This window comes from Actinomadura sp. NPDC049382 (assembly GCF_040677125.1).
In the GTDB taxonomy this organism is placed as follows: domain Bacteria; phylum Actinomycetota; class Actinomycetes; order Streptosporangiales; family Streptosporangiaceae; genus Spirillospora; species Spirillospora geliboluensis.
Genome location: NZ_JBFARO010000002.1, coordinates 236192 through 259143 on the forward strand (window position 1 = coordinate 236192; position 22952 = coordinate 259143).

The following is a 22952-nucleotide window of genomic DNA, read 5'->3' on the forward strand; positions in this document are numbered from 1 at the left end:
TCGTGTTTTAGGAGGCGGGATGCGCGTCCGTACTGCCCTCGGCCGGATCGCCCTGGCGTCCGTCCTCACGCTGACCCCCGCCGTCTTCACGGCGGCCCCAGCGCGCGCGGACACGGCACCGCTCCCCGCCATCACCGACGACCAGGGCCGGACGCTGGTCCTGCACGGGCTCAACACGGCGAGCAGCGCCAAGGGCCCGAACGGGCTGCCCTGGGTGACCCGGGACGACATCGCCCGCGAAGCGCGCGACCTCGGGACGAACTCCGTCCGCTACCTGATCCAGTGGAAGAACGTCGAACCCGAGCCCGGCCGGTACGACGACGCGTACCTGGACGACGTCGCCGAACGCGTGGCCTGGTACCGCGAGCAGGGCATGCACGTCATCCTCGACATGCACCAGGACATTTACGGCCCCGCCGCCTGCAAGGGCTCGGGGAACGGCGCCCCGGCCTGGGCCACCTACACCGACGGCCTGCCCTGCACCCCGCAGGACCCCTGGGTACTGACGTACCTGCAACCGGCCGTCCTGCGCGCCTACGACAACTTCTGGAACAACACCGGCAAGCATCCCGAACTGATGCAGCGCTACACCGCGATGTGGAAGCACGTCGCACAGCGCTTCGCGGACGACCCCGCCGTCCTGGGCTACGACCTCATGAACGAGCCGTTCGGCGGGACGAGGCAGTTCGGCTTCTTCGAAGGCCCCATCCTGACGCCCTTCTACCAGGGCATCGTCAACGCGATCCGTGAGGTGGACGGCGACAACTGGGTGTTCGTGGAGCCGCAGGCCCTCGGCCCCAACGAGGGGGCGGAGACGTCACTCGGCACCATCCGCGACCCCAGGGCGGGCGGCCCGCGAATCGTCCTGGCGCCGCACTTCTATCCCGGCGGGGTCGACCTCGGCGGTTCCTACGACGGACTGGCGAAGATGCTCGTGCAGGCGCAGTTCGCGCTCTGGAAGCGGAACATGCCCGCCGCCGCGCGCCGCCTCGGCACCCCGATGTGGCTCGGCGAGGTCGGCGGCATGGGCCAGGACGCCCCGGGCGCGGCCGCCTTCACCGGCGACTGGCTCTCCATGGCGGACGACCTCGGCATCGGCTGGGCGTACTGGTCGAACGACCCGGGCTCGTCCGGCGTCATCGACGGCAAGGGGGCGCCGACGCTCTTCTCCAAGCTCCTCGCCCGCCCCTACCCGCGCGCCGTCGCGGGCACCCTGACCGGCATCTCCCAGACCTCGGACGCGCTCACCGTCACCTGGCGCAACAAGGCCGGCGTTACCGGGCCAACGGAGATCTGGTTCCCGGCCGCTCCCAAGGTCACCTCGTCCGACCCTGACGGAACATGGCGGACGCAGTGGGACCCCGCCCGCCGCGTCCTCTCGGTGTGGGCCGACCCTGGTACGCCGTCCCACACCGTCACCGTGCGGCCCTAGCCCGGGAGGGAACGAAGCTTCTCGGTCAGGGTCGGGCGCATCTTCTTCAGGCAGAGCACCGGACGGTAGGCGCCCTCACTGGTCATGAAGTGCGTCGCCTCGGCGGGGCACTCCTGCTGCGTCGCGACGCGTCCGACGACCTTGGCGACGGCCTGGCTGGACCCGCAGTCGGCCTTGTCCAGGTCACCGACCTTGAAGGAGGGGTCGCCGATGCACTCGCCGGGGGACAGCACGCCGCCGCCGGGGCCGAGGCACAGCACCGGCTTGGCGAGGGAGCCGCTGAACGACCGCATCTTCATCACTTCGAGCGTCTGCGCCGGGCACGACCTCTCCGCGTCGACCCGCGCGATGATCTTGCCGTACCAGCCCGGCTTCGCGCACGCCTGCTCCTTGCCGAAGCCGATCGAGCCGCTGCTCACGCAGTCGCCGACGGACAGGAACGCGCCGCCCGCGCCGGGGTCGCCGGGGTGCGGGCCCTTGACGTTGCGGACGCACGCCTCGAAGTAGTTCTCGTCGGTCTTCTCGCCGCGGACGTTGGTGACGCCGTCCGTCCCGGCCGGGCAGTCCGGCTCGGACCGCGAGGTGACGCGCAGGCCGGTCGCCTTGCCCTCGTCGGTGACCTTGAGGACCTTCGCCTTGGCGTCCGAGCCCTCGCACCGCACCCGCAGGCTCGCCGGGATGCGGTTCCCGTCGTCCGCCCCGAACCCGGTGTCCACGCAGTCGCCCGCCTTCACCGGGCCGCTCGGCGCCCCGGTGCCCTTGACGAGCATGAAGCCGAGGCAGCCCACGATGAGGACGGCCGCGGCGGCGACGCCCACCCACACGAGCGGCGACGGCTTCTTGGCGGGCGGCCCCGCGAACGGCTGCCCCGGCGGCGGGAACTGCTGCCCCGGCGGCGGGAACTGCTGCCCCGGCGGCGGGAACTGCTGCCCCGGCGGCGGGAACTGCTGCCCCGGCGGCGGGAACGGCGGCTGCCCCTGCGGGACGGGCGGCATGGGCGGCTGACCGGGCGGGACGGGCGGCGGGGTCGGCGGCTGCTGCCCCGGGCCTTCCGGCGCCTGTCCGTGCATGTCCGGCACTCCTCCAAAAACACGATCTTGATGGACGGGCTAGGAAGATATCGCAACGCGCGGGCCCGCCCGGCCACCCGGTGCGACGCAACCCGGCCGGGTCACGCGAGGAGGTTGGGCGGGGACTCCAGGTCCGCCAGCTCCACACCCGGCGCGGCGAGGACGACGTCCCCGGCCAGGTGGACGGTCTCGACCTCGCCCGTGGCCAGGTCGGTGATCTCGTACTCCGAGACGGGCAGCGGCCCGGTGTCGGTCTCGTGCGCGGTCGTCCCGGCCCGGTGCCAACGCCACCTCCCGGTCAGCGCCGCGAGGGACGGCCCGCTCACCCGGACGAGCGGCACGTCGGCCCGCCCGCCGTCGTCCAGGTCCAGCGAGCGGGCGACCGCGACCAGGAAGCCCGGCGAGTCGGAGATGAACCCGGCCGCGCGCTCGGCGTGCTCGGCGCCCTCCGCGCCGGCCGCGCGCACCCACGCCAGCTCGGGCCCGGTCAGCCCGCCGCGCAGCCACCAGCCGGGCGTGACGAACTCGACGCGGATCTGCCGCCACCGCGCGTCCACGACCAGGTCGACGCGGACGCCGTCGTCCCGCCGGGACGTGTAGCGCCACCCGCCGGGGCCCGGCGCGCACTGGAAGCGCTCCGCGAGCCCCCCGTCGAGGTGCAGGTACGTCCCGGCGGGCATCAGGAGCCGATGCGCCAGGAGTGCAGGTAGTCCTCCTGGTCCGGGGTCAGCAGGTCGATGGAGATCGACATCGACGCGAGCTTGAGCCGGGCGACCTCCGTGTCGATCTCCTTCGGCACCTCGTGGACGGCCGGGGCCAGCGTCGCGTGGGACTCCGCCAGCCACGCGCACGTGAGCGCCTGGTCGGCGAACGACATGTCCATCACGGCCGCCGGATGCCCCTCGGCGGCGGCCAGGTTCACCAAGCGGCCCTCGGCGAGCAGGACGAGACGCCGGCCGTCCGCCAGCACGTACTCGTCCGTCTGCGGCCGGATCCCGCGGTGCACCTCGACCGCCATCTCGCTCAGCGCCCGCACGTCGATCTCGACGTCGAAGTGCCCGGAGTTCGCGAGGATGGCGCCGTCCTTCATGACCGCGAGGTGGTCGCCGTTCACGACGTCACGGTTCCCGGTGACGGTGATGAAGACGTCGCCGTCCGGCGCGGCCTGCGCCATGGGCTGGACGGCGAAACCCTGCAACGCCGCGTCCAGCGCCTTGACGGGGTCGATCTCGGTGACGACCACACGCGCGCCCAGGCCCCGGGCACGCTCGGCCAGGCCGCGCCCGCAGTACCCGAAGCCCGCGATGACGACGGTCTTGCCGGCCAGCAGCGTGTTCGTCGCGCGCACGATCCCGTCCAGCGTGGACTGGCCCGTTCCATAGCGGTTGTCGAACATGTGCTTGGTGTCGGTGTCGTTGACCGCGACCATGGGGAACTTCAGCGCGCCCTCACGCGCCATCTGGTGCAGCCTGATGACACCGGTCGTCGTCTGCTCACACCCCGCCTTCACCGCGCCGAGCAGGTCCGTGCGGTCGATGTGCAGCGTGTTGACGAGATCGCAGCCGTCGTCCAGCACGAAGTCAGGCCCGGTCTCCAGCGCCTGGTGGATGTGGGCGTAGTACCCCTCACGGTCGGTCCCCGCGCGCGCGAAGACCTCCACCCCGTACTCGTGGACGAGCGCCGCCGCCGTGTCGTCCTGCGTAGAGAGCGGATTGGACGCCGCCAACGCAACACTCGCCCCGCCCGCCTGGAGCGTGCGGATGAGCCCGGCGGTCTCGGTCGTCACGTGCATGCACGCCGCGACCTTGAACCCCTCCAGCGGCCGCTCCTCGGCGAACCGCTCCCGGATCTGCCGCAGCACGGGCATGCTCCGCTCGGCCCACCCGATCCGCTTGACCCCTTCATAGGCCAGCGAACCATCCGCGATATCGCTCATGAACTCCCCGCAGACACGGCCGCCGGGCGGGGAAGATCCCCGCCCGGCAGTCATATTTCCCTATCGGCTCAGTACCGGTAGTGGTCGGGCTTGTACGGGCCCTCCACGTGGACGCCGATGTAGGCGGCCTGCTCCTTGGTGAGGGTGGTGAGCTTGACGCCGAGGGCGTCGAGGTGGAGGCGGGCGACCTTCTCGTCCAGGTGCTTCGGCAGGACGTACACGCCGATCGGGTACTCGTCGGTCTTGGTGAACAGCTCGATCTGCGCGATGACCTGGTTCGTGAAGGAGTTGGACATCACGAACGACGGGTGGCCGGTGGCGCAGCCGAGGTTCATCAGCCGGCCCTCGGCGAGGACGATGATCGAGTGGCCGTCGGGGAAGCGCCACTCGTGCACCTGCGGCTTGATCTCGATCTTCTCGATGCCCTCGGTCTTGGCGAGGCCGGCCATGTCGATCTCGTTGTCGAAGTGGCCGATGTTGGAGACGATCGCCTGGTGCTTCATCCGGGCCATGTGGGCGGCCGTGATGATGTTGAAGTTGCCGGTGGTCGTCACGAAGATGTCGGCCTGGTCGACGACGTCGTCCAGGACGGAGACCTGGAAGCCGTCCATCGCGGCCTGCAGCGCGCAGATCGGGTCGATCTCGGTGACGATGACGCGGGCGCCCTGGCCCTTCAGGGCCTCCGCGCAGCCCTTGCCCACGTCGCCGTAGCCGCAGACCACGGCGACCTTGCCGCCGATCAGCACGTCGGTGGCGCGGTTCAGGCCGTCGATGACCGAGTGGCGGCAGCCGTACTTGTTGTCGAACTTCGACTTGGTGACCGAGTCGTTGACGTTGATCGCCGGGAACGCGAGCGTGCCGGCCTTCGCCATCTCGTAGAGGCGGTGGACGCCGGTGGTGGTCTCCTCGGTGACGCCCTTGATGCCGGCGGCGGTCTCGGTCCAGCGGCCGGGCTTCTCGGCGATGGTGCGGCGCAGGGTGTCGAGGATGATGCCCCACTCCTCGGGGTCGTCCTCGGTCGCGGCCGGCACGGCGCCCGCCTTCTCGTACTCGGCGCCCTTGTGGACGAGGAGGGTCGCGTCGCCGCCGTCGTCCAGGATCATGTTCGGGCCGGTGCCGTCCGGCCACCGCAGGGCCTGGTCGGTGCACCACCAGTACTCTTCGAGCGTCTCGCCCTTCCAGGCGAACACCGGGACGCCCTTCGGGTCCTCGGCGGTGCCGTCCTTGCCGACGACGATCGCGGCGGCGGCGTGGTCCTGGGTGGAGAAGATGTTGCAGGACACCCAGCGGACGTCGGCGCCGAGCTCCACCAGCGTCTCGATCAGCACGGCCGTCTGGATCGTCATGTGCAGCGAGCCCATGATCTTCGCGCCGCGCAGCGGCTTGGCGGCGGAGTACTCCTCGCGCACCGCCATCAGGCCCGGCATCTCGTGCTCGGCGAGCCGGATCTCCCGGCGCCCGAAGTCGGCCAGCGACAGGTCGGCGACCTTGTAGTCCATGCTTTCGTTGCTCCCTTGGTGATGGCGGCGCCGTCCGCGTGTGCGGGCCGGTACGCGAGGGCTTGACGGGCCCGTGGGACCCGGTCAACGCCGCGAGTCTACGGGCGGGCGGCGCCGGAAGGCACGGCCGGACGCGACTTTCTGACACGGATTTGTCAGAATCGGCCCATGCGCATCACGGAGGCCGCCCGGCGGCTCGGCACCTCGCCCCGCATGCTCCGCTACCGGGAGGCCCTCGGGCTGCTGCCCGCCACCCGGGAGGCGTCGGCGGCCCGGCGCGGCGGCGGCCACCGGCGGTTCGGCGAGGCCGAGCTGCGCGCCGTGGCGCTCGCCCTCGCGCTGGAGAAGCGCTACGACATCGGCCCGGCGGAGCTGGCGTTCGGGCTGCGCGTCCTGGCCGAGCCGCAGGTGCAGGCGCACGTCCGGGAACTGGGCGAGCGGATCGGACGGCTCTCCGCCCCGCCGACCCGCGCGCTCGACTTCGAGAAGGAGAAGGCGATGCGCCTGCTGCGCCGGCGCTGACCGCTCCCACCCCCGTCCTACCGCGGCTAGTTCGGGGCGTTCTCCCCCGGCACCACCACGCCGGACTCGTAGGCGAGCATCACGGCCTGCGCGCGGTCGCGCAGGCCCAGCTTGGTGAAGACGCGCGCCACGTGCGTCTTCACCGTGTGCTCGCTGACGACGAGGCGCTGCGCGATCTCCCCGTTCGACAGGCCGCCCGCGATCAGCACCAGCACCTCGGTCTCCCGCGCGGTCAGCGTCTCCAGGGCCGCCGGGGCCTGCGGGCGGTTGCGGCGCTGCTTGGTGAACTCGCGGATGAGGCGCCCGGTCACCTGCGGCGCCAGCAGCGAGTCGCCGCGCGCCACCACCCGGACGGCGGAGACCAGCTCGTCGGCGGTCGCGTCCTTCAGCAGGAAGCCGCTGGCGCCGACGGCGAGCGCGTCGTAGACGTACTCGTCCACGTCGAACGTCGTCAGGACCAGCACCCGGACGCTCTCGGCGCCCGGCAGGGCGAGGATGCGGCGGGTCGCCTCGATGCCGTCCATGCCGGGCATCCGGATGTCCATGACGACGACGTCGGGACGGATGCGCTCGGCGATCCGGACCGCCTCGCGGCCGTCGCCCGCCTCGCCGATGACGGTGATGTCGTCCTGCGCGGCGAGCAGGGCGGCGAACCCGGCCCGGACGATCGTCTGGTCGTCGACGATCAGCACGTTGATCACGGCCGCCGCCCCTCGGGACGTGCGGCGGGCGCGTCAGGGGTGGTGGCCGGGGGGCGCCTGCGAGCCGTGTCCACGGGTGGAATTCCCCTCCCTCGTCAGCGGAAGCTCGGCCTCCACCAGGAACCCGCCCTCGGCGGCCGGCCCGGCGGAGAACCGTCCGCCCAGCATGGTCGCACGTTCCCGCATCCCGACGAGCCCGTGTCCGCCACCGGACTCCGGCGGCGGCGGTCCGGTGCGTCCGTCCACGGAGGTCGGGCCCGCGGGGTCCAATACGGCGGTACGGGGATTGACGGCGTCCCGGTTCAGTACCTGCGTCGGCGCGGACGCGCCGTCGTCGCGGACGCGAACCGCGAGCCGGTCGGCGAGGAACATCAGGTCGACGTGCACGCCCGCGCCGGGAGCGTGCCGCCGCGCGTTGGTCAGCGCCTCCTGGACGATCCGGTACGCCGACAGCTCGACCGTGGTTGACAGGGTCCGCGCGTCGCCGTGCACGGCGAGGTCGACCCGGCCGCCGGCACCGCGGTGCTGCTCGATCAGGTCGGGCAGCCGGTCCAGCCGCGGCTGCGGTGAGTTCGCCGCGTCCGGTTCGGGCTTGGCGTCGGCGCGCAGCACGCTGAGCAGCCGCCGCATCTCCACCAGCGCCTCGCGGGCCGTCTTGGCGATCTCGGTGTAGCCGGCGCGGGCCTCGGGCGACAGGTCGTCCATCGTGTACGGGGCCGTCTCCGCCTGCACGGCGATCATGGAGACGGAGTGCGCGACGACGTCGTGCAGCTCGCGCGCGATGCGGGCGCGCTCCCGCATGACGGCCTGCTCCCGCTGCACGGCGGTGAGCCGGGTGAGGGTCTCGTTGTTGCGCTCGGCGGCGGCGGCCTCCGTCCGCCCGGCGGACTCCACGACCCGCCGCGCGTCGCCGAGCCCGATGGCGGCGAGGACGGCCACGACCGTCGCGGGCCACGGGACGTCGTCGAGCGTGCCGGTGGCGAGGTAGACGACGGCGACCGTGGCGACGCTGCCGAGCGCGAGGACGCCGGTCGACTGGCGGGGCAGCTGCCGGCCCAGCGCGTACAGCGTGTAGAGGGCGGCGAAGCCGGTGGTGATGAGCAGGATCTGGCCGGTGAGGAGGCTCGCCGCGACCGCGCTGAGCACGACGGCGGCGACCGGGCGCAGGTTTTCCCGGCGCCACACGAGGGGCAGCGTCGCCGCGACGGCGAACCCGCCGGCGAGGCTGAGCGGCGAGTCGACCTGGGGCGCCAGCTCGGCCAGCGCCGCGATCGTCAGCGCGAGCCCGGTCAGCGGGGCGAAGTACCAGGAGCCCGCGACCTCCCGCCAGGCGTTGATCCAGCGGGGCAGCGGCGCCGTCGCACCGGCGGGCGCGCCCGGCGCGCCGGGGGCGGGTGCGGCGCCGCCGTTCAGCCGCGCGCCGAGCCGCGCCGCGAGCGGCCGCAGCAGGGTGCCGATCCCGGTGAGGATCCACAGGAGCAGTTGGCCGACGCCCGCCACGATCCGGCCGGACAGCCGCCACGCGTGGTGCGCGACGGCTGGGCCGAACCCCGCGGGGTCGGGTCCGGTCCGGGCCTTGTCATCGGAGGTCACCCCTCCATACTGACCGCTGCGGGGGGTGGCCACCTCACCGAGCGGATGTATAGGGAGGAGAGGGCTCCACCTGGAGTACCACGCGGGTTCCCTCCTTGAGGGGGACGTCCCGGCACGGCCCGCGAACGTAATGTCTTAACCGTGACCGCGACGGTGGCATCGCCGACGTAGGGGGTTCGGCGGGGCCGCCGCGGTCACACCAGAACCGCCCGGTTTCAGGGGTCCGGGCGGGGAGGCAAGGGAAGCACCTCGCCGGACGGCCGCGATCCGCTTTCGCGGAGGCGTCCGCCGGTCTCGCCTGGGCTGGGGTACGGCCGGCAGTGCGGCGGCCGCCCGGCGAGGGGTCCCTTGCCCATCATGAAGGCCCGTGATGGAAAGCCCGCGATGAACGCGTGGGGCGCCCTATGGACGCCCACGGACGTCAGGACGACGCGGGCGCCTCCGGAGCCGCCTCCGCGTCCGGCACCCCGGTACGGGACGCCTCGTCCAGCGCGGGCTCCAGGTAGATCAGCTTCGCCACCGGGAACTGCGCCCGGATCTTGGCCTCGGCCGCGTCGATGCCCCGCGCCACCTCCGCCGCCGTGTCGTCGTGGTGCACGGCGATCTTCGCGGCGATCAGCAGCGCGTCCGGGCCGAGGTACTCGGTGCGGATGTGGATCAGGCGGGCGACCTCCTCCACCGACTCCAGCGCCGCGACGATCTGCCGCTCGGTGTCGGGGTCGACGCCCTCGCCGATCAGCAGGCTCTTGGTCTCGATCGCGAGGATCGTGGCGACCGCGCCGAGCAGCACGCCGATCGCGACGGTGCCGACGCCGTCCCACACGCCGTCCTCGGTGACCACGGCCATCGTGACGCCGAACAGCGCGAGGAACAGGCCGACGAGGGCGGCGAGGTCCTCCAGCAGGACGACCGGGAGTTCGGGGGCCTTCGCGCGGCGGATGAACGACCACCAGGACTGGCCGCCGCGGACCTGGTTCGACTCCTTGATCGCGGTGCGGAAGGAGAACGCCTCCAGGATGATCGCGATGATCAGCACCCCGAACGCCCAGGCCGGGGCCTTGACGTCCTCGGGGTGGGAGATCTTGTGGTAGCCCTCGTACAGCGAGAACGCCGAGCCGACCGTGAACAGGACGACCGCGACGACGAACGCGTAGAAGTAGCGTTCGCGGCCGTAGCCGAAGGGGTGCTCGGGCGTCCGGTCGCGCTCGGACCGCTTGCGGCCGAGGAGCAGCAGACCCTGGTTGCCCGAGTCGGCCACCGAGTGGATCGACTCCGCCAGCATCGACGACGAACCGGTGAACGCGAACGCGACGGCCTTGGACGCCGCGATCCCGAGGTTGGCGGCCAGCGCGGCGACGATGGCCTTTGTTCCACCCTCAGCACTCATCTAGGTAATCCTCGCTTTGAGCTCATCAATGGCAGGCACCGGCGTCGGATCCACGCCCAGCGCGATAGCCAAGTAAACCGTGACATAGTCCGCTGACGCGATGAGTGACGCGATTCTCTCCAGCGGATGCTCGCCCTCGGCGCGGATCTCGGTGACCACCACGCCCCGGTCGCGGGCCAGCGCGGCGGCCGCCTCGGCCCGCGCGCGCACCCGGGGATGCTCGTCCACGTCCCGCAGGACGAGGAGGTGCAGGCCGTGCTCGGGGTCTTCGGCGCGGTCGCGGAAGAAATGGTCGTCGTCGGACGCGCCGGAGTCGGCCGGGGAGCCGCCGCGTGCGAAGAAGCCGTCGAAGGCCGCCACCTGGTTGTGGCCGGCCTCCGGCATCTCGCCGGACACCGCCGGGTACTTGGCGTTCTCGTTGAGCTGGCAGGCCGTGCGGTACGCCGCCGTCGCCGCGATCGGGGACGTCCCCCACACCAGCGGCACGTCGCCCGCGAGGTCGAGCGCGATCCGCTTCGCCGGGTTCACGAACGGCTCGCTGGACGGACGGCACCGGTGGGCCACGTCCTCCAGCAGCGTCGCCGTCGACTCCAGCACCGCGTCGGGGACGTCCACGAGCCGCAGTGTGCGCGCGGCGACGACCAGGGGGACCGTCAAGCCCCACAGTGTGGAACGCGGCTGCCCCACAGACCGCACAGGAACGAACAGCGCGCGGCTCCGGTCGGCGAGGTCGGCGAGCGGCGACTCCGGGGCGCCGACGAACATCAGCCTGCAGCCCCGCCGGGCCGCCTCAGCGGCGACGTCCAGGGTCTCCGCCGTGGTCCCGGAGCACGACACCGCGATGACGAGGTCGGCCGCGCCGACCCAGCCGGGCAGCCGGTGGCCCCGGACCGTGAACACCGGGACCGCGCAACCCGCGCCGCACACCGCCGCGAGCACGTCGCCCGCGATGCCGGACCCGCCGACCCCGGCGACCACGACCGCGCGCGGCCGGCCGTCCTCGGCCAGCGCCGCGACGCCCGCCTCGGCCGCCGCCCGCTGCGCCTCCCGCACCTGCGCCGCCGACGAGGCGACCTGCCGCAGCATCCCGCCCGGGTCGGCGGCCTCGACCGCCTCGGCGTCCTCCAGCCGGGAAGGGTCGAGCGCCGCGCTCATCGCCGCGCCACCGCCCGGAGGCTCACGGGGCGGGGGTCCTGGCCTCGTCGACCAGCAGGACGGGGATGTCGTCGCGCACCGGGTAGGCGTAGCCGCACGAACCGGTGCAGACCAGCTCGTCGGCGCCCTCGTCGGCGCGCAGGTCGCCGCCGCAGTTCGGGCAGGCGAGGATCTCCAGGAGCCAGGAGTCCAGCTTCATCGTCATGGCAGCGTCACTTCTCCCTACAGTCGGTGGGCCCGGTCGTCACTTCTCGTCCCTGACCAGCGCCAGGACCTCGTCGCGGATCGCCGCCATGGTCGCCTCGTCGCCGGCCTCCGCGTTCAGGCGCAGCAGCGGCTCGGTGTTGGACGGCCGCAGGTTGAACCACCAGCCGGCGGACTCGTCGGCCACGGTGAGCCCGTCCAGTTCGTCGATCGCGACGCCGGGGCGGCCGGCGAAGGCGTCCTTGACCTTCGCCGCGGCGGCGTCCTGGTCGGCGACCTCGCTGTTGATCTCGCCGGACGCGACGTAGCGGGTGTACTCGCCGAGCAGTTCCGACAGCGGCCCGTCCTGCTCGCCGAGGGCGGCGAGGACGTGCAGGGCCGCCAGCATGCCGGAGTCGGCGAACCAGAAGTCGCGGAAGTAGAAGTGCGCCGAGTGCTCGCCGCCGAACACCGCGCCCGTCTCGGCCATCGTCTGCTTGATGAACGAGTGCCCGACGCGGGTGCGGACCGGCGTCCCGCCGTGCTCGGCGACGATCTCCGGGACGGCCTTGGAGGTGATCAGGTTGTGCACGATCGAGGACCCCGGGTGCTTCGCCAGCTCCCGGGTCGCGACCAGCGCGGTGATCGCGGACGGGGCGACGATCTCGCCGCGCTCGTCCACCACGAAGCAGCGGTCGGCGTCGCCGTCGAAGGCGAGCCCGATGTCGGCGCCGGTCTCGCGGACCTTGGCCTGCAGGTCGCGCAGGTTCTCCGGCTCGATCGGGTTGGCCTCGTGGTTGGGGAAGGTGCCGTCCAGCTCGAAGTACATCGGGACCAGGTCGATCGGCAGGCCCTCGAACACCGACGGGACGGTGTGCCCGCCCATGCCGTTGCCCGCGTCAACGACGACCTTCAGCGGCCGGATCGACGACAGGTCGACGAGCGTCTTCAGGTGCTCGGCGTAGCCCTTCAGGACGTCCCGCCGCTGCACCGTGCCCGGCTTGCCGTCGTAGGCGGGGACGCCGTTCTCGATCATCTCGCGGATCTCGGCGAGGCCGGTGTCGCGGCCGACCGGGCGGGCGCCGGAGCGGCAGAGCTTCAGCCCGTTGTACCGGGCCGGGTTGTGGCTCGCGGTGAACATGGCGCCGGGCAGGTCGAGGCTGCCGCTGGCGTAGTAGAGCAGGTCGGTGGAGCCGAGCCCGGCCTCGATCACGTCCGCGCCCTGGGACGTGGCGCCGCGCGCGAACGCCTCCGCCAGCGGGACCGACGACTCGCGCATGTCGTGCGCGGTGACCACCGCGCTCGCCCCGGTGACCCGCACGAACGCCGCCCCGGCCGCCTCGGCGATCGCGGGGTCGAGCTCGTCCGGGACGACGCCCCGGATGTCGTACGCCTTGAAGATCTTGCCGAGGTCGCCCACTCCTGCTCCCTGGTCGAGAAACGCTGCCCGAATGTGCCAAGAGACCCTGTGCCCCGGGAAACCGGGTTCACGAGCCTACCGGGACGCGAGACGGCGACCGGCCGCGACATGGCCGCGGGCAGGGCGGGGCCGCGGGGAGGACGGGGCCGGGGCTACTCCTGGCCCTGGGTGCCCGCGGGCTCGGAGCGCAGCACGCGCAGGTGGCCGCGGCGGCCGACCTCCGTGCCCTGGCCGACCGGCTCCTGGCCGGGGCCGGGCGCGGGCTTGGCGGCCTCCCGGACGGCGTCGGCGAGGGCCTCCAGGTCGTCCGCGCTGGGCTCGGTCTCCTCCTCGACGGGGAGCCGCACGAGTTCCCACCCCATCGGGGCGGTGAGCCGCTCGGAATGCTCGGCGCACAGGTCGTAGCAGTGTGGCTCTGCGTACGTGGCGAGCGGCCCCAGGACCGCGGTGGAGTCGCGGTAGACGTACGTGAGCGTGAACACTGCAGGCGCCTTGCAGGCGGTGCGGGAGCAGGTGCGGACGGGGCTCACGATGGCTGACCGTACCCCCCTCCCAGCGGCTCCGCCACCACCCCGGCGCACGTGTCGCCGTTACCGGGCGATTTCCGGGGTAAGAACTACATTCCGTACGGAGACGAACTCTCACCGTGCGACATCTGGCAAGCCGCGCGCACCCGGTTCCCGGCGGCTCCCCGCGGGTCACCGGCGACGGCGGAGGTAGTCTGGACGCGTGCGACCCCGTGTGGCAGGCGCACGGCGTCGCGACCGTCACGGTCGCGGCATCCGTGGTCCTCTGACGCCCCCGCAGGCGCCGGTCTCGCGGACCCGCGCCGAGCGGTTCGACGACCTCGTCGACGACGAGGTGCGCCGGCTCGTCCAGCGCTGGGGTCCGGAACTGGCCGAGGTGGAGTTCGCGGTCGACGACGTGCCGATCGTCGAACCCGGCTTCGACGGACCCGTCCCGCTCGGCCAGACCGTCCTCCGGTCACCGCCCACCGCCGTCCCGCCGATGAGCTCCGCTCGGCCGCCCGCCTCCGCGGTCCCCGCCGGGGAGCCGGCGGTGAGCATCGTGGTGTTCCGCCGGCCCGTCGAGGCCCGCGCCTCCGGTGAGGCGGAGCAGTCCCGGCTGATCCGCGACCTGCTGGTCGAGGAGGTCGCCGAACTCCTCGGCCTCTCCCCCGAGTCCGTCGACCCGAGCTACGACTCCCCCGACGACTGAGGCCCACGCGGCTCGGCTCGCGCGGCTAGGGGGTCAGCGCGGTCTGGGAGTCGGCGGTGTCGGGCAGGTGGATCGTCGTCCGGGCCGGGGTGATCGGCAGGACGGTGAACAGGTAGCCGTCGCCCTTGCCGGTGGCGAGCACGCGGGACGCGTAGACGGGCCCCGACCCCGGTTTCGGGACGATCAACGCGCTGTAGGCGGTCGCGGCGTCGGCCTCGCCCGGCGCGGTCAGCTTCGCCTCGACCGTCCGCCCAGCCTGGAGGCTGATCTCCTGCGGGCGGCTCCGCCCGGCCGCGTTGACGGTCGTGACCTCGATGGTCGCCGCCCCGAACGGCGCGGTGAGGACGAGCGAGGAGTCGAACCGGTTGTCGGCGACGACGCCGGGGCCGCCGGCGGCGAGCGGCGCCGTCGCCGCGCCGTAGGCGATGTCGGCGCCGCGGTCGGCGGCGAAGCCCGCGAGGATCGGCCGGTCCGCGGTGAGCCGGACGGCGGCGGCCTTCCCCGACAGCGCGCCGTCGAGCGGGACGGACGTCACGGTCTCGGCGGGGGCGTCCAGCACGTCCTGGCCCTGCGGGGCGAACGCGCCGCCCGGCGTGATCACCTGCACCCTGATGCGGGCGTCGTCGTCGCCGGGGACGGAGACCAGCAGGCGGCGCTTGCCGGCACCGCCCGGCACGCCGGGCACGAGGACGGACGTCGCGGGCTCGGCCGACCGCGGCAGCCACTCGATGCCGCGCTTCGCGCCGATCCGGGCGCGCACCGACGCGGCGACGCGCCCGCTGGTGGTCTGCACGCGCAGCGCGAGGTCGGCGGCGGTCTTCACGATGTCGCCGAGGCCCTCCGGCGACCCGCCGATGCGCACGACCCGGGTGGTGTAGGGCGCGACGGGCGTGGCGCGTCCGTCCGGGGTGTCGAGGGGCCCCTCGCCGGACAGGGCGGTGAGGTTCACGGACGCGGGCTGCGCGTCGACGTTGGTCAGGTACAGGTCGAGCTGGTCGGCGGCTGTGGGGCCGGGCCCCAGGAACCACAGGTCGGTGCCGGGGACGGCGCAGCGGGCACTGGCGAGGCCGCGGTCGGGGCCGCCCGGCCAGTACGTGGTCTGCTCGGCCTCCAGCCCGGCGGCGATGGGACCGGTGCCGCGGACGGTGTAAGCGTCGCCGCTGGACTTGGTGTCGCCGTTCCAGCCCTGGCCTGGCGACGACATGGACCCGAGTGGGGAGCCGCCCTTGGACGGCGCCATCTGCACGCTCCCGCCGCCTCTCTGGGAGAGGGACTGGACGGCCAGGCGCCCGCCCTCGTGCCCTGGGCAGACCATCACGGCGTCGGCGACGGGCACCGTGCGGCCCTTCTCGGACGCCTCCCCCGGACGCGACAGGGTCGCGGCCCCGTACAGGGCGGCGACGGCGACGAGCATCAGCGCGGCGGTGGCGTAGCGCATGCCGAGGAGTCGCACTGTTCTCTCCAGCACGGCCCTTTCCGGCACGGCCTTCTCCAGCAGAGCCTTGCGCATGGGGGTCACGGCACCTCCTCCGGGCTCGGCTCCTTGGCCGGCTCTGAGGGTGGCTCTGGGGGTGGCTCTGGGGACTGCTCGTGCTTGACGTGGGCGGCATGGCCTGCGCGGCGGCGTCCACGGCGGCGCGCGCGCCGTCCGTGGTGGCGCCCTTGCCGGTCGCCACCGAAAGTCAGATTGTCGGTCTGCGCGCCGGGCAGCGCCAGGACGAGGACGGCCAAGACGGCGACGCCCTGGATGACGACCCAGGTGTGCCGCATCTTGTCCGAGCGTGTCAGCTTGAACTCGCCTCCGCTCGGAGGGATGTCATAGCCCCGCGCCCAGCCGTCCACCGTGTGCCATTCGAGGATCTCCTCGCCGTTCAGGGTGGCTCGCCAGCCGCCGTCCCCGGCTTCGGCCAGCAGCAAGGTGCGCTTGCCCTGTCCCGGAGGGATCTGCACACGGGCGTTGATCCGGCCCGCAGGTAGGGGCGTGACGGTGGAGCCTTGCAGAAGCATCATCCGGGCGGACGCCGCCTGGAGCCGCCACACGGCGAACGTTTCAGTGCGGCTGAGGCGGGTCAGCTCCGGTGACGCGTCCAGGACCTTCGTGACCGGGTCCTTCTGTGGGTGCGGCACGAGGATGTACTGGACGCCCATACGGGTCAGTGCGGGCCCGTCATCGCCCTCACGTCCCACGGCCAGGCCAGCTACCAGGTCGTTCAAGCGTCCGTGGGCTTCGCCGCCCACCGGGACCTCTGCTTCGCCCAGTCTCGGACGCTCGTCCCGCAGAATCGTGTAGGAGACCCGTCCGGTGGGCTCTCGGTGCAGGACGAGGGTTCTCGGCCCGCCCGGCGCGTGCAGGAACACGGGCACGGTGTCGGGGTCGACCTTGCCGAGCGGCCCACCCGCACCGCCGACCACCCACAGCGCGGCGGACAGGACGGGCGCGCTCAGCGCGGCGAGCACCACGACGGCGCCGCCCATCCGGTAGATCACGTCCTTGCCCGCGAGGACCTCGGTGGCGCGCTGGACGGCGGCGGTCGCGGCGAGCAGCACCCCGGCCCCCGCGAAGATCAGCACCACGCCGGGCCAGACCGGAGCCGCGTCCGCGCCCTTGGTGACGGTGATGGCGCTGATCAGCACCGCGAGGAGCAGCCCGAACACCGCCAGCAGCCAGCCCGCGAGCACGCTGCCCCGGCGGCTGCGCAGCGGCAGCGCGAGCACGGCGACCGCGAGCAGGCCCGCGAGCGCCCACCGGGCGGGCGTGCCCGGCCCTCCCGGGTTGAGCGTCAGCAGGTCGGCCGCCGTCGCGGGCTCGAACCGGCGGTGCAGGCCCGCCTCCGTCAGGAAGCGGGACGGGTGCAGCAGCAGGCCGACCGTCCACGGGAGCATCAGCAGCGGCGGCACGCCGAGCGCGATCCCGAGGTTGCGGCGGCCCTGCCGGGGGCCCGGCCGGTCGAGCAGCGCGTACACCATCACGGCCGCCAGCACGGCGAGAAGCCAGACGAGCGGGACGAAAGCCATCGCGACGGTCAGCAGCAGCGCCACCGTCCAGGCGGCCCGTCCGGCGCGCTTGCGCCGGGTGGCGGCGTTGAAGCGGGCGGCCTCCGAACGCGGCACCCCGTAGAGGCGGGCGGCGTACAGCCCGATCAGCGGGAGCAGCACGAGGGCGACGGCGGTACCGAGGCGTCCGCCCGCGATGGCGCCGGTCGCGGCGGGCAGCAGCGCGTACACGGCCGCGAACCAGGCGCGGACGGCGGCGACGGGGACGCGGCGCCCGGCGGCGCGGGCCCGGCGCCCGGTCAGCGGCGACTCCGTGATCAGCAGCCGGGACGCGCGGTAGGCGGTGAGCCCGGCGAGCGGCACGCTGCCCAGCAGCAGGACCGACACCGCCAGCCACGGCTTGCCGAACAGCACCGTCGACAGCGCCGCGAGGACGCCGACGTAGGGCGGGCTGCCCGCGTCCGTGCCGAGCCCCACCGGGTGCCAGCCGGTCAGGTACTGCTCCCACAGGTCGCTTGCGCCGCCCCAGGCGGGCACGAGCGCGCCGCCGCCGAGCCGACCGGCGGCGGTCAGCAGGGACCGTTCGGCGGCGACCGCGACGGCGGTCAGCGCGAGGACGAGCAGCACGCCGGGGCGGGCGAGGAACCGGCGGATCGGGCCGGGCTCGTCCACCGTGACGTCGTCCTCCTCCCGCTGCTCGCGGGCCCGCTCCTGGGCGGCGAGGTGCTCGGAGACCGCCTCGACGGCCCGGCGCAGCACCACCCACCGTGGCTGGAAGCGCCGCACGGTGCGGTGCACGCGGGCGCGGCCGTCCGCGCGGGCGGCGCGGGCCCGCCGCAGCCGGCCGGGGTCGCGCAGCACGTCGGCGAGCGCGCGCAGCTCCTCGCGGGCCGCACCCGGCCGCTTGGTGACCAGCAGGAACAGCGCGTGCGCGAGGGACGCCCACACGTTGCGGGCGAGGGCCCGCAGCATCGCCGGGAACGGCTGGTTGGCGAGCAGCGTGAACAGCGCGTTGCGGCGGTCGCGGCGGGCCGGGTGCTCGGCGGTCATGCCGATCTCGCGGAGCCCGCGCCGGGCCGCCTCCGCGTGGTAGACGACGGCGTCGCTGGCCGTGACGACCCGGTGCCCGGCGGCGTGCGCCCGCCAGCAGAAGTCGAGGTCCTCGCGGAAGATGCCGTACTCGACGTCGAAGCCGCCGAGCCGCTCCCACACGTCCCGGCGCACCAGCATCCCGGCGCTGCCGACGGCGAGGACGTCCCGGACGCCGTCGTGCTGCCCCTGGTCGAACTCGTCGCGGTCGAGGCCGCGCTCGCGGCGCCCGGCGGCGTCGACGGTGACGCCCAGCTCGCGCAGGACGCGCCGGTCGTCCCAGTCGCGGACCTTCGGGCCGAGCACCGCCGCGTTGGGGTCGGCGCCGGCGGTGCGCAGCAGCTGGGCGAGCGCGTCGTGGGCGGGCTCGGAGTCGTCGTGCAGCAGCCACAGCCACTCGGTGCGCGGCGTGCCGGGCTCGTCGTCGGGGACGGGCGCGGACGCGGCGTCCTGCCGCAGCGCCTCCGCGATCGCCTCCCCGTAGCCGGTGGTGCGCGGCAGGGTGAGGACCGTGCCCGCGCCGACGACCTCGGCGAGCACGGCGGGCCCGCGGTCCCGGCTGCCGGTGTCCACGATCACGAGGCGCTGCACGGGCCGCGCCTGCGTGAGCAGCGCCTTCAGGGTCTCCGGAAGCCACCGGGCGCCGTCATGGACGACGAGGACCGCCGTGACGACGTGGCGATCGAGAGTGGGGGCCAATGATCGCTCGATCTGTGGGACGACAGGGTCGTGGTGAAGCGTGCGGGAAGACATCAGCCGTGCCGGCCGGGGCCGGCACGGCTGATAACTGTACGGCGACCGCTCGGCGCACGCCCCGGTTCCCCCGAGATCCGGGACGGGCGGCGGGCGGCCTGGACGCCGCTAGACGGCCTGGCGCTTCAGTTTGCGCCGCTCCCGCTCGGAGAGACCTCCCCAGATGCCGAAACGTTCATCGTGCTGCAGCGCGTACTCCAGGCACTCCGTACGCACCTCGCATGCCCGGCACACCTTCTTGGCCTCGCGAGTGGAGCCGCCCTTCTCCGGAAAGAACGCCTCCGGGTCCGTCTGCGCGCACAGGGCGCGCTCCTGCCAGCCCATCTCTTCGCCGTCTGTGCCGTGCGCCAGCGGGATGACCACCTCGCTCACAGCGCACCTCCCTGCCCGTGGAACCCCCTGGTCAATGCCTTCCCTCCGGTTCCTTCCCCCGAGAAGGCATTGAAACTACACGGACGAAATTACACGCGTGTAGCGACTGCCCCGTCAAGCCGGAGAGCTTTCCTGGGCGACAAAACGGCTTATGCCGGGATGGGCTCGCTGACCTTTGGATGAAGATCAGTTAATCGGGCGGTCACCGCCGCGCTTGGACGCCGGGTCGGCGCACGCGGGCGCCGCGGCGGATCACTGCGGCGGCGGGGGCCGGTTGTCCCGGTACCAGTCGCCGCCCTGCTCGCCCTGAGGCGGCGCGGGCTGGGTGCCCTGCGGGCCCTGGTCGCCGCCGGAGCCGCCGTAGGCGCGCGTCCACTCGCCCATCTCCTCGTCGGCGGCGGGCTGCTGGTTCTGGGGCTGCTGCTGGCCGGCCTGGTAGCCGCCCTGGGCGCCGTACTGCTGGTAGTCCTGCTGGCCGTACTGCTGGGGCTGGCCGTACTGCTGCTGGCCGTACTGCTGAGCGGCCTGCTGGCCCTCGGCACCCGGCTGCTGCTGCCCGTACTGCTGGTACTGCTGCTGCCCGTACTGCTGCTGCTCGTAGCCCTGCTGCTGGTAGTCCTGCTGCTGGCCGTACTGCTGCGGCTGCCCGAACTGCTGCTGGCCCTGCTGGCCCTGCTGGCCCTGCTGGTACCCGAAGTCGGGGTAGCCCGGCTGCATCTGCGGCTGGGCCTTCGGACGCGCGGGCTGCATCCCCTGGAAGACGGTGAAGACGAACCAGCCGCCCGCTCCGACGACGGCGAGCTTGCCGGCGCCCTCCAGGAACGCGGACAGCTTCGTCACCGCCGAGGTGTACTCCGAGTCGGCGAGCATCCCGCTGAGCCACGCGATGACGCCGAACAGGACGATGCCGCCGAGGACGCCGAGCGCCCCCATGGTGATCGTCCTGGCCTGCGGGGTCGGGGTCTCGCCCCAGGTGACCAGGAGCACCGCGAGGACGAGGATCCCGACGAGGGCGATCTGCAGGAACGTGCCGCCCCGCGTCTCGCCGAGCGCGCGGCCGGTGAACGTGCCGTCGCCGCCCAGAAGGGAGATCAGCCCCGCGAGCAAGTGCAGTCCCGCCGCGGCGAGCAGTACCCAGGCGGCCGGTTCGCGCAGGCGCTGGACGGCTTCCTTGTTCACGGTGAATTCTCCAGACTGAGGCAATCCATTACACGGCAAAGCTTTGCACAGTCTCGTCCGGAGCGGCGACCCCGCACCCCGCGTCGCGGACCGCGCGATCCGCGCGGCGCCTCTTCGGTGCAGATCTCCATGCGCGGACGGCGCCCCGTAGGGTTGGATTATGAAGATCGTGTGTCTGGCGGGCGGGATCGGCGGCGCCCGGTTCCTGCGCGGCCTGCGGGAGGCGGTTCCGGAGGCGGAGATCACCGTCATCGGCAATACCGGGGACGACATCTCCCTGTTCGGGCTGCGGGTGTGTCCTGACCTGGACACCGTGATGTACACGCTCGGCGGCGGCATCAACGAGGAACAGGGCTGGGGCCGGACGGACGAGACGTTCACCGTCAAGGAGGAACTGGCCGCCTATGGCGTCGGCCCGGGATGGTTCGGGCTCGGCGACCGCGATTTCGCGACCCATATCGTCCGGACGCAAATGCTCGAAGCGGGCTACAAGCTGTCGGCGGTCACCGAGGCGCTGTGCGACCGGTGGAATCCGGGCGTCCGGCTGATTCCGATGAGCGACGACCAGGTCGAGACGCATGTGGTCATCGAGGACGAGAAAGGCCGGCGGGCCGTCCACTTCCAGGAGTGGTGGGTGCGGCTGCGGGCGTCCGTTCCGGCGCTGTCGATCGCTGCGGTGGGCGCGGAGGACGCCAAGCCGGCGCCCGGCGTGCTCGCGGCGATCGAGGCGGCCGACGCGGTGCTGTTCCCGCCGTCCAACCCGGTGGTGAGCATCGGGACGATCCTGGCGGTGCCCGGCATCCGGGACGCCGTGGCATCGAAGACCGTGGTCGGCGTCTCCCCGATCATCGGCGGGGCGCCGGTGCGGGGCATGGCCGACGCGTGCCTGACGGCGATCGGCGTCGAGACGTCGGCGCGGGCGGTCGCGGAACTGTACGGGCTGGGCCTGCTGGACGGCTGGCTGGTCGACGAGGCCGACGCGGACGTGCGGGTCGAGGGCATCGACGTCCGGTCCCGGCCGCTGCTGATGAGCGACGCCGCGGCCACGGCCGCGATCGCGCGGGCGGCGGTCGACCTGGCGATGGAGTTGAAGCGGGCGGAGGACGCCGAGTGAGGCTTGAGGTTTTCGGCGTTCCGGGGCTGCCGGAGGTCGCCGAAGGGGACGACATCGCCGCGCTGGTCCCGGCGGGGACGGTGCAGGACGGGGACGTGCTCGTCATCACGTCCAAGATCGTCAGCAAGGCGGAGGGGCGGGTCCTGCTCGCCGACGACCGGGAGAAGGCCATCGACGCCGAGACGGTGCGCGTGGTCGCGCGGCGCGCGCACGCGCGAGGCGAGACTCGGATCGTGGAGACGCGCCAAGGGCTCGTGCTGGCCGCGGCCGGGGTGGACGCGTCCAACACCCGGCCGGGCACTGTGCTGCTGCTCCCGGAGGACCCGGACGCGTCGGCGCGGCGCATCCGGGCCGGGGTGCGGGAGCGCACCGGGGCCGACGTCGCCGTGATCGTGTCCGACACGCTGGGGCGGCCGTGGCGCAACGGGCTCACCGACGCCGCCATCGGCGTCGCCGGGCTGGAGCCGCTCGCCGACCTGCGCGGCCGCACCGACTCCCACGGCAACCGGCTCGACGCGACGATCACCGCCGTGGCGGACGAGATCGCCGCGGCGGGCGAACTGGTCAAGGGCAAGCTCGACGGGGTGCCGATCGCCGTCGTGCGGGGGCTCTCCGAGCTGGTCACGGCCGAGGACGGGCCGGGCGCGCAGGCGCTCGTGCGTCCCCCCGACGAGGACATGTTCAGGTTCGGGTCGGCGGACGTGCTGCGCGCGCGCCGCACGATCCGCGAGTTCACCGCCCAGCCCGTCGACCCGGCGGCGGTGCGCCGCGCGGTCGACGCCGCGATCACCGCGCCGGCGCCGCACCACACGACGCCGTGGCGGTTCGTCCTGCTGGAGTCGGCGGAGTCGCGGACCCGGCTGCTGGACGCGATGCGCGACGCGTGGGAGGCCGACCTGCGCCGCGACGGCTTCTCCGCGGAGTCGATCACCAAGCGGCTGCGCCGCGGCGAGGTGCTGCGCCGGGCGCCGTACCTGATCGTGCCGTGCCTGGTGATGGACGGCTCGCACGACTACCCGGACGAGCGGCGGTCGCGCGCCGAGCGCGAGATGTTCGTCGTGGCGACCGGCGCCGGGGTGGAGAACCTGCTGGTCGCGCTGGCGGTCGAGGGGCTCGGCTCGTGCTGGGTGTCGAGCACGATGTTCTGCCGCGACGTCGTCCGCGACGTCCTCGACCTGCCCGACGAGTGGGACCCGATGGGCGCGGTCGGCGTCGGGCACGCCGCCGCGCCGCCGCGCGAGCGCCCGCCGCGCAGCGCCGAGGCGTTCATCGAGGTCCGGTAGCCGGCGCCGTCGAGGTCCGGTAGGCGGGAATAGATCGGGTCCGGCCGGGGCT

Annotated in this window: 20 protein-coding genes; 5 read left to right on the forward strand and 15 right to left on the reverse strand. The window is 73.3% G+C overall.

The features are described from left to right. Nucleotides 1-19: 19 nt before the first annotated feature. Nucleotides 20-1432 carry a cellulase family glycosylhydrolase gene (locus AB0K34_RS02390; RefSeq protein ID WP_364544770.1) on the forward strand — a complete coding sequence of 471 codons (1413 nt, stop codon included), beginning with the start codon at nt 20-22 and terminating at the stop codon, nt 1430-1432. Here AB0K34_RS02390 and AB0K34_RS02395 read toward each other — a convergent pair. From AB0K34_RS02395 to ahcY (AB0K34_RS02410), 4 genes are all read right to left on the reverse strand, one after another. After that, nucleotides 1429-2502, reverse strand: coding sequence for a hypothetical protein (locus AB0K34_RS02395; RefSeq protein ID WP_364544773.1), 1074 nt, complete (start codon nt 2500-2502; stop codon nt 1429-1431). The two genes, AB0K34_RS02390 and AB0K34_RS02395, sit on opposite strands and share 4 nt — an antisense overlap. A gap of 101 nt (nt 2503-2603) precedes the next feature. Next, nucleotides 2604-3182 carry a hypothetical protein gene (locus AB0K34_RS02400; protein ID WP_138636631.1) on the reverse strand — a complete coding sequence of 193 codons (579 nt, stop codon included), beginning with the start codon at nt 3180-3182 and terminating at the stop codon, nt 2604-2606. Next, entirely contained in the window at nt 3182-4438 is a 1257-nt protein-coding gene (ahcY, locus tag AB0K34_RS02405; protein WP_138636630.1) for an adenosylhomocysteinase, read from the reverse strand. The genes AB0K34_RS02400 and ahcY (AB0K34_RS02405) overlap by 1 nt, the downstream gene beginning before the upstream one ends. A gap of 68 nt (nt 4439-4506) precedes the next feature. Continuing rightward, nucleotides 4507-5937, reverse strand: coding sequence for an adenosylhomocysteinase (gene ahcY, locus AB0K34_RS02410; protein WP_138636629.1), 1431 nt, complete (start codon nt 5935-5937; stop codon nt 4507-4509). 168 nt (nt 5938-6105) lie between these two features. Here ahcY (AB0K34_RS02410) and AB0K34_RS02415 point away from each other — a divergent pair, with 168 nt between their 5' ends. Then, nucleotides 6106-6459 carry a MerR family transcriptional regulator gene (locus AB0K34_RS02415; protein WP_138636628.1) on the forward strand — a complete coding sequence of 118 codons (354 nt, stop codon included), beginning with the start codon at nt 6106-6108 and terminating at the stop codon, nt 6457-6459. Between the two features lie 26 nt (nt 6460-6485). Here the strand turns inward: AB0K34_RS02415 and AB0K34_RS02420 are convergent, their stop codons facing one another. The 7 genes from AB0K34_RS02420 to AB0K34_RS02450 all read right to left on the reverse strand — a co-directional run bounded on the left by AB0K34_RS02420 (nt 6486) and on the right by AB0K34_RS02450 (nt 13428). Continuing rightward, nucleotides 6486-7160: a response regulator transcription factor gene (locus tag AB0K34_RS02420; protein WP_138636627.1), complete on the reverse strand. Its 675-nt coding sequence runs from the start codon at nt 7158-7160 to the stop codon at nt 6486-6488. Between the two features lie 33 nt (nt 7161-7193). Beyond that, a complete protein-coding gene (locus tag AB0K34_RS02425) occupies nt 7194-8753 on the reverse strand; it encodes a histidine kinase (RefSeq protein ID WP_138636626.1) in 1560 nt (519 codons plus the stop codon). A 421-nt stretch (nt 8754-9174) separates the two neighbouring features. Further along, nucleotides 9175-10140, reverse strand: a complete 966-nt coding sequence (locus AB0K34_RS02430) for a cation diffusion facilitator family transporter (protein WP_138636625.1) — start codon at nt 10138-10140, stop codon at nt 9175-9177. Beyond that, a complete protein-coding gene (locus tag AB0K34_RS02435; RefSeq protein ID WP_364544778.1) occupies nt 10141-11295 on the reverse strand; it encodes an SIS domain-containing protein in 1155 nt (384 codons plus the stop codon). Between the two features lie 22 nt (nt 11296-11317). Beyond that, nucleotides 11318-11500, reverse strand: a complete 183-nt coding sequence (locus AB0K34_RS02440) for a Trm112 family protein (RefSeq protein ID WP_138636623.1) — start codon at nt 11498-11500, stop codon at nt 11318-11320. A 39-nt stretch (nt 11501-11539) separates the two neighbouring features. Next, the gene (locus AB0K34_RS02445) at nt 11540-12898 is read right to left on the reverse strand and encodes a phosphomannomutase/phosphoglucomutase (protein ID WP_138636622.1); all 1359 of its coding nucleotides are present in this window, start codon (nt 12896-12898) and stop codon (nt 11540-11542) included. A 152-nt stretch (nt 12899-13050) separates the two neighbouring features. Continuing rightward, nucleotides 13051-13428, reverse strand: coding sequence for a DUF3499 domain-containing protein (locus AB0K34_RS02450; protein WP_089331018.1), 378 nt, complete (start codon nt 13426-13428; stop codon nt 13051-13053). A 199-nt stretch (nt 13429-13627) separates the two neighbouring features. On the opposite strand from AB0K34_RS02450, the gene AB0K34_RS02455 reads away from it, so the two are divergent. Further along, nucleotides 13628-14116, forward strand: coding sequence for a metallopeptidase family protein (locus AB0K34_RS02455; protein WP_240808215.1), 489 nt, complete (start codon nt 13628-13630; stop codon nt 14114-14116). 25 nt (nt 14117-14141) lie between these two features. Here AB0K34_RS02455 and AB0K34_RS02460 read toward each other — a convergent pair whose 3' ends face one another. From AB0K34_RS02460 to AB0K34_RS02475, 4 genes are all read right to left on the reverse strand, one after another. Next, entirely contained in the window at nt 14142-15626 is a 1485-nt protein-coding gene (locus AB0K34_RS02460) for a DUF5719 family protein (protein ID WP_364544809.1), read from the reverse strand. A 5-nt stretch (nt 15627-15631) separates the two neighbouring features. Next, nucleotides 15632-18898, reverse strand: a complete 3267-nt coding sequence (locus tag AB0K34_RS02465; RefSeq protein WP_364544781.1) for a glycosyltransferase family 2 protein — start codon at nt 18896-18898, stop codon at nt 15632-15634. A gap of 162 nt (nt 18899-19060) precedes the next feature. Further along, the gene (locus tag AB0K34_RS02470; RefSeq protein WP_171064042.1) at nt 19061-19276 is read right to left on the reverse strand and encodes a WhiB family transcriptional regulator; all 216 of its coding nucleotides are present in this window, start codon (nt 19274-19276) and stop codon (nt 19061-19063) included. A gap of 300 nt (nt 19277-19576) precedes the next feature. Then, a complete protein-coding gene (locus AB0K34_RS02475; RefSeq protein ID WP_364544784.1) occupies nt 19577-20503 on the reverse strand; it encodes a hypothetical protein in 927 nt (308 codons plus the stop codon). A 160-nt stretch (nt 20504-20663) separates the two neighbouring features. Between AB0K34_RS02475 and cofD the strand changes: the two genes are divergently transcribed. Further along, on the forward strand, nt 20664-21617 hold the full coding sequence (gene cofD / locus AB0K34_RS02480) for a 2-phospho-L-lactate transferase (RefSeq protein ID WP_364544786.1): 954 nt from the start codon (nt 20664-20666) through the stop codon (nt 21615-21617). Beyond that, nucleotides 21614-22900, forward strand: a complete 1287-nt coding sequence (locus AB0K34_RS02485; protein WP_364544788.1) for a coenzyme F420-0:L-glutamate ligase — start codon at nt 21614-21616, stop codon at nt 22898-22900. The genes cofD and AB0K34_RS02485 overlap by 4 nt, the downstream gene beginning before the upstream one ends. Nucleotides 22901-22952: the final 52 nt, after the last annotated feature.

What these genes read in the sequence shown, in the direction of transcription:
- AB0K34_RS02435 (WP_364544778.1), bottom strand. Translation starts at nt 11,295, where the DNA reads ATGAGCGCGGCGCTCGACCCTTCCCGGCTGGAGGACGCCGAGGCGGTC.
- AB0K34_RS02430 (WP_138636625.1), bottom strand. Translation starts at nt 10,140, where the DNA reads ATGAGTGCTGAGGGTGGAACAAAGGCCATCGTCGCCGCGCTGGCCGCC.
- AB0K34_RS02415 (WP_138636628.1), top strand. Translation starts at nt 6,106, where the DNA reads ATGCGCATCACGGAGGCCGCCCGGCGGCTCGGCACCTCGCCCCGCATG.
- AB0K34_RS02400 (WP_138636631.1), bottom strand. Translation starts at nt 3,182, where the DNA reads ATGCCCGCCGGGACGTACCTGCACCTCGACGGGGGGCTCGCGGAGCGC.
- AB0K34_RS02470 (WP_171064042.1), bottom strand. Translation starts at nt 19,276, where the DNA reads ATGGGCTGGCAGGAGCGCGCCCTGTGCGCGCAGACGGACCCGGAGGCG.
- AB0K34_RS02390 (WP_364544770.1), top strand. Translation starts at nt 20, where the DNA reads ATGCGCGTCCGTACTGCCCTCGGCCGGATCGCCCTGGCGTCCGTCCTC.
- AB0K34_RS02395 (WP_364544773.1), bottom strand. Translation starts at nt 2,502, where the DNA reads ATGCACGGACAGGCGCCGGAAGGCCCGGGGCAGCAGCCGCCGACCCCG.
- ahcY (WP_138636630.1), bottom strand. Translation starts at nt 4,438, where the DNA reads ATGAGCGATATCGCGGATGGTTCGCTGGCCTATGAAGGGGTCAAGCGG.
- cofD (WP_364544786.1), top strand. Translation starts at nt 20,664, where the DNA reads ATGAAGATCGTGTGTCTGGCGGGCGGGATCGGCGGCGCCCGGTTCCTG.
- ahcY (WP_138636629.1), bottom strand. Translation starts at nt 5,937, where the DNA reads ATGGACTACAAGGTCGCCGACCTGTCGCTGGCCGACTTCGGGCGCCGG.
- AB0K34_RS02440 (WP_138636623.1), bottom strand. Translation starts at nt 11,500, where the DNA reads ATGACGATGAAGCTGGACTCCTGGCTCCTGGAGATCCTCGCCTGCCCG.
- AB0K34_RS02460 (WP_364544809.1), bottom strand. Translation starts at nt 15,626, where the DNA reads ATGCGCAAGGCTCTGCTGGAGAAGGCCGTGCCGGAAAGGGCCGTGCTG.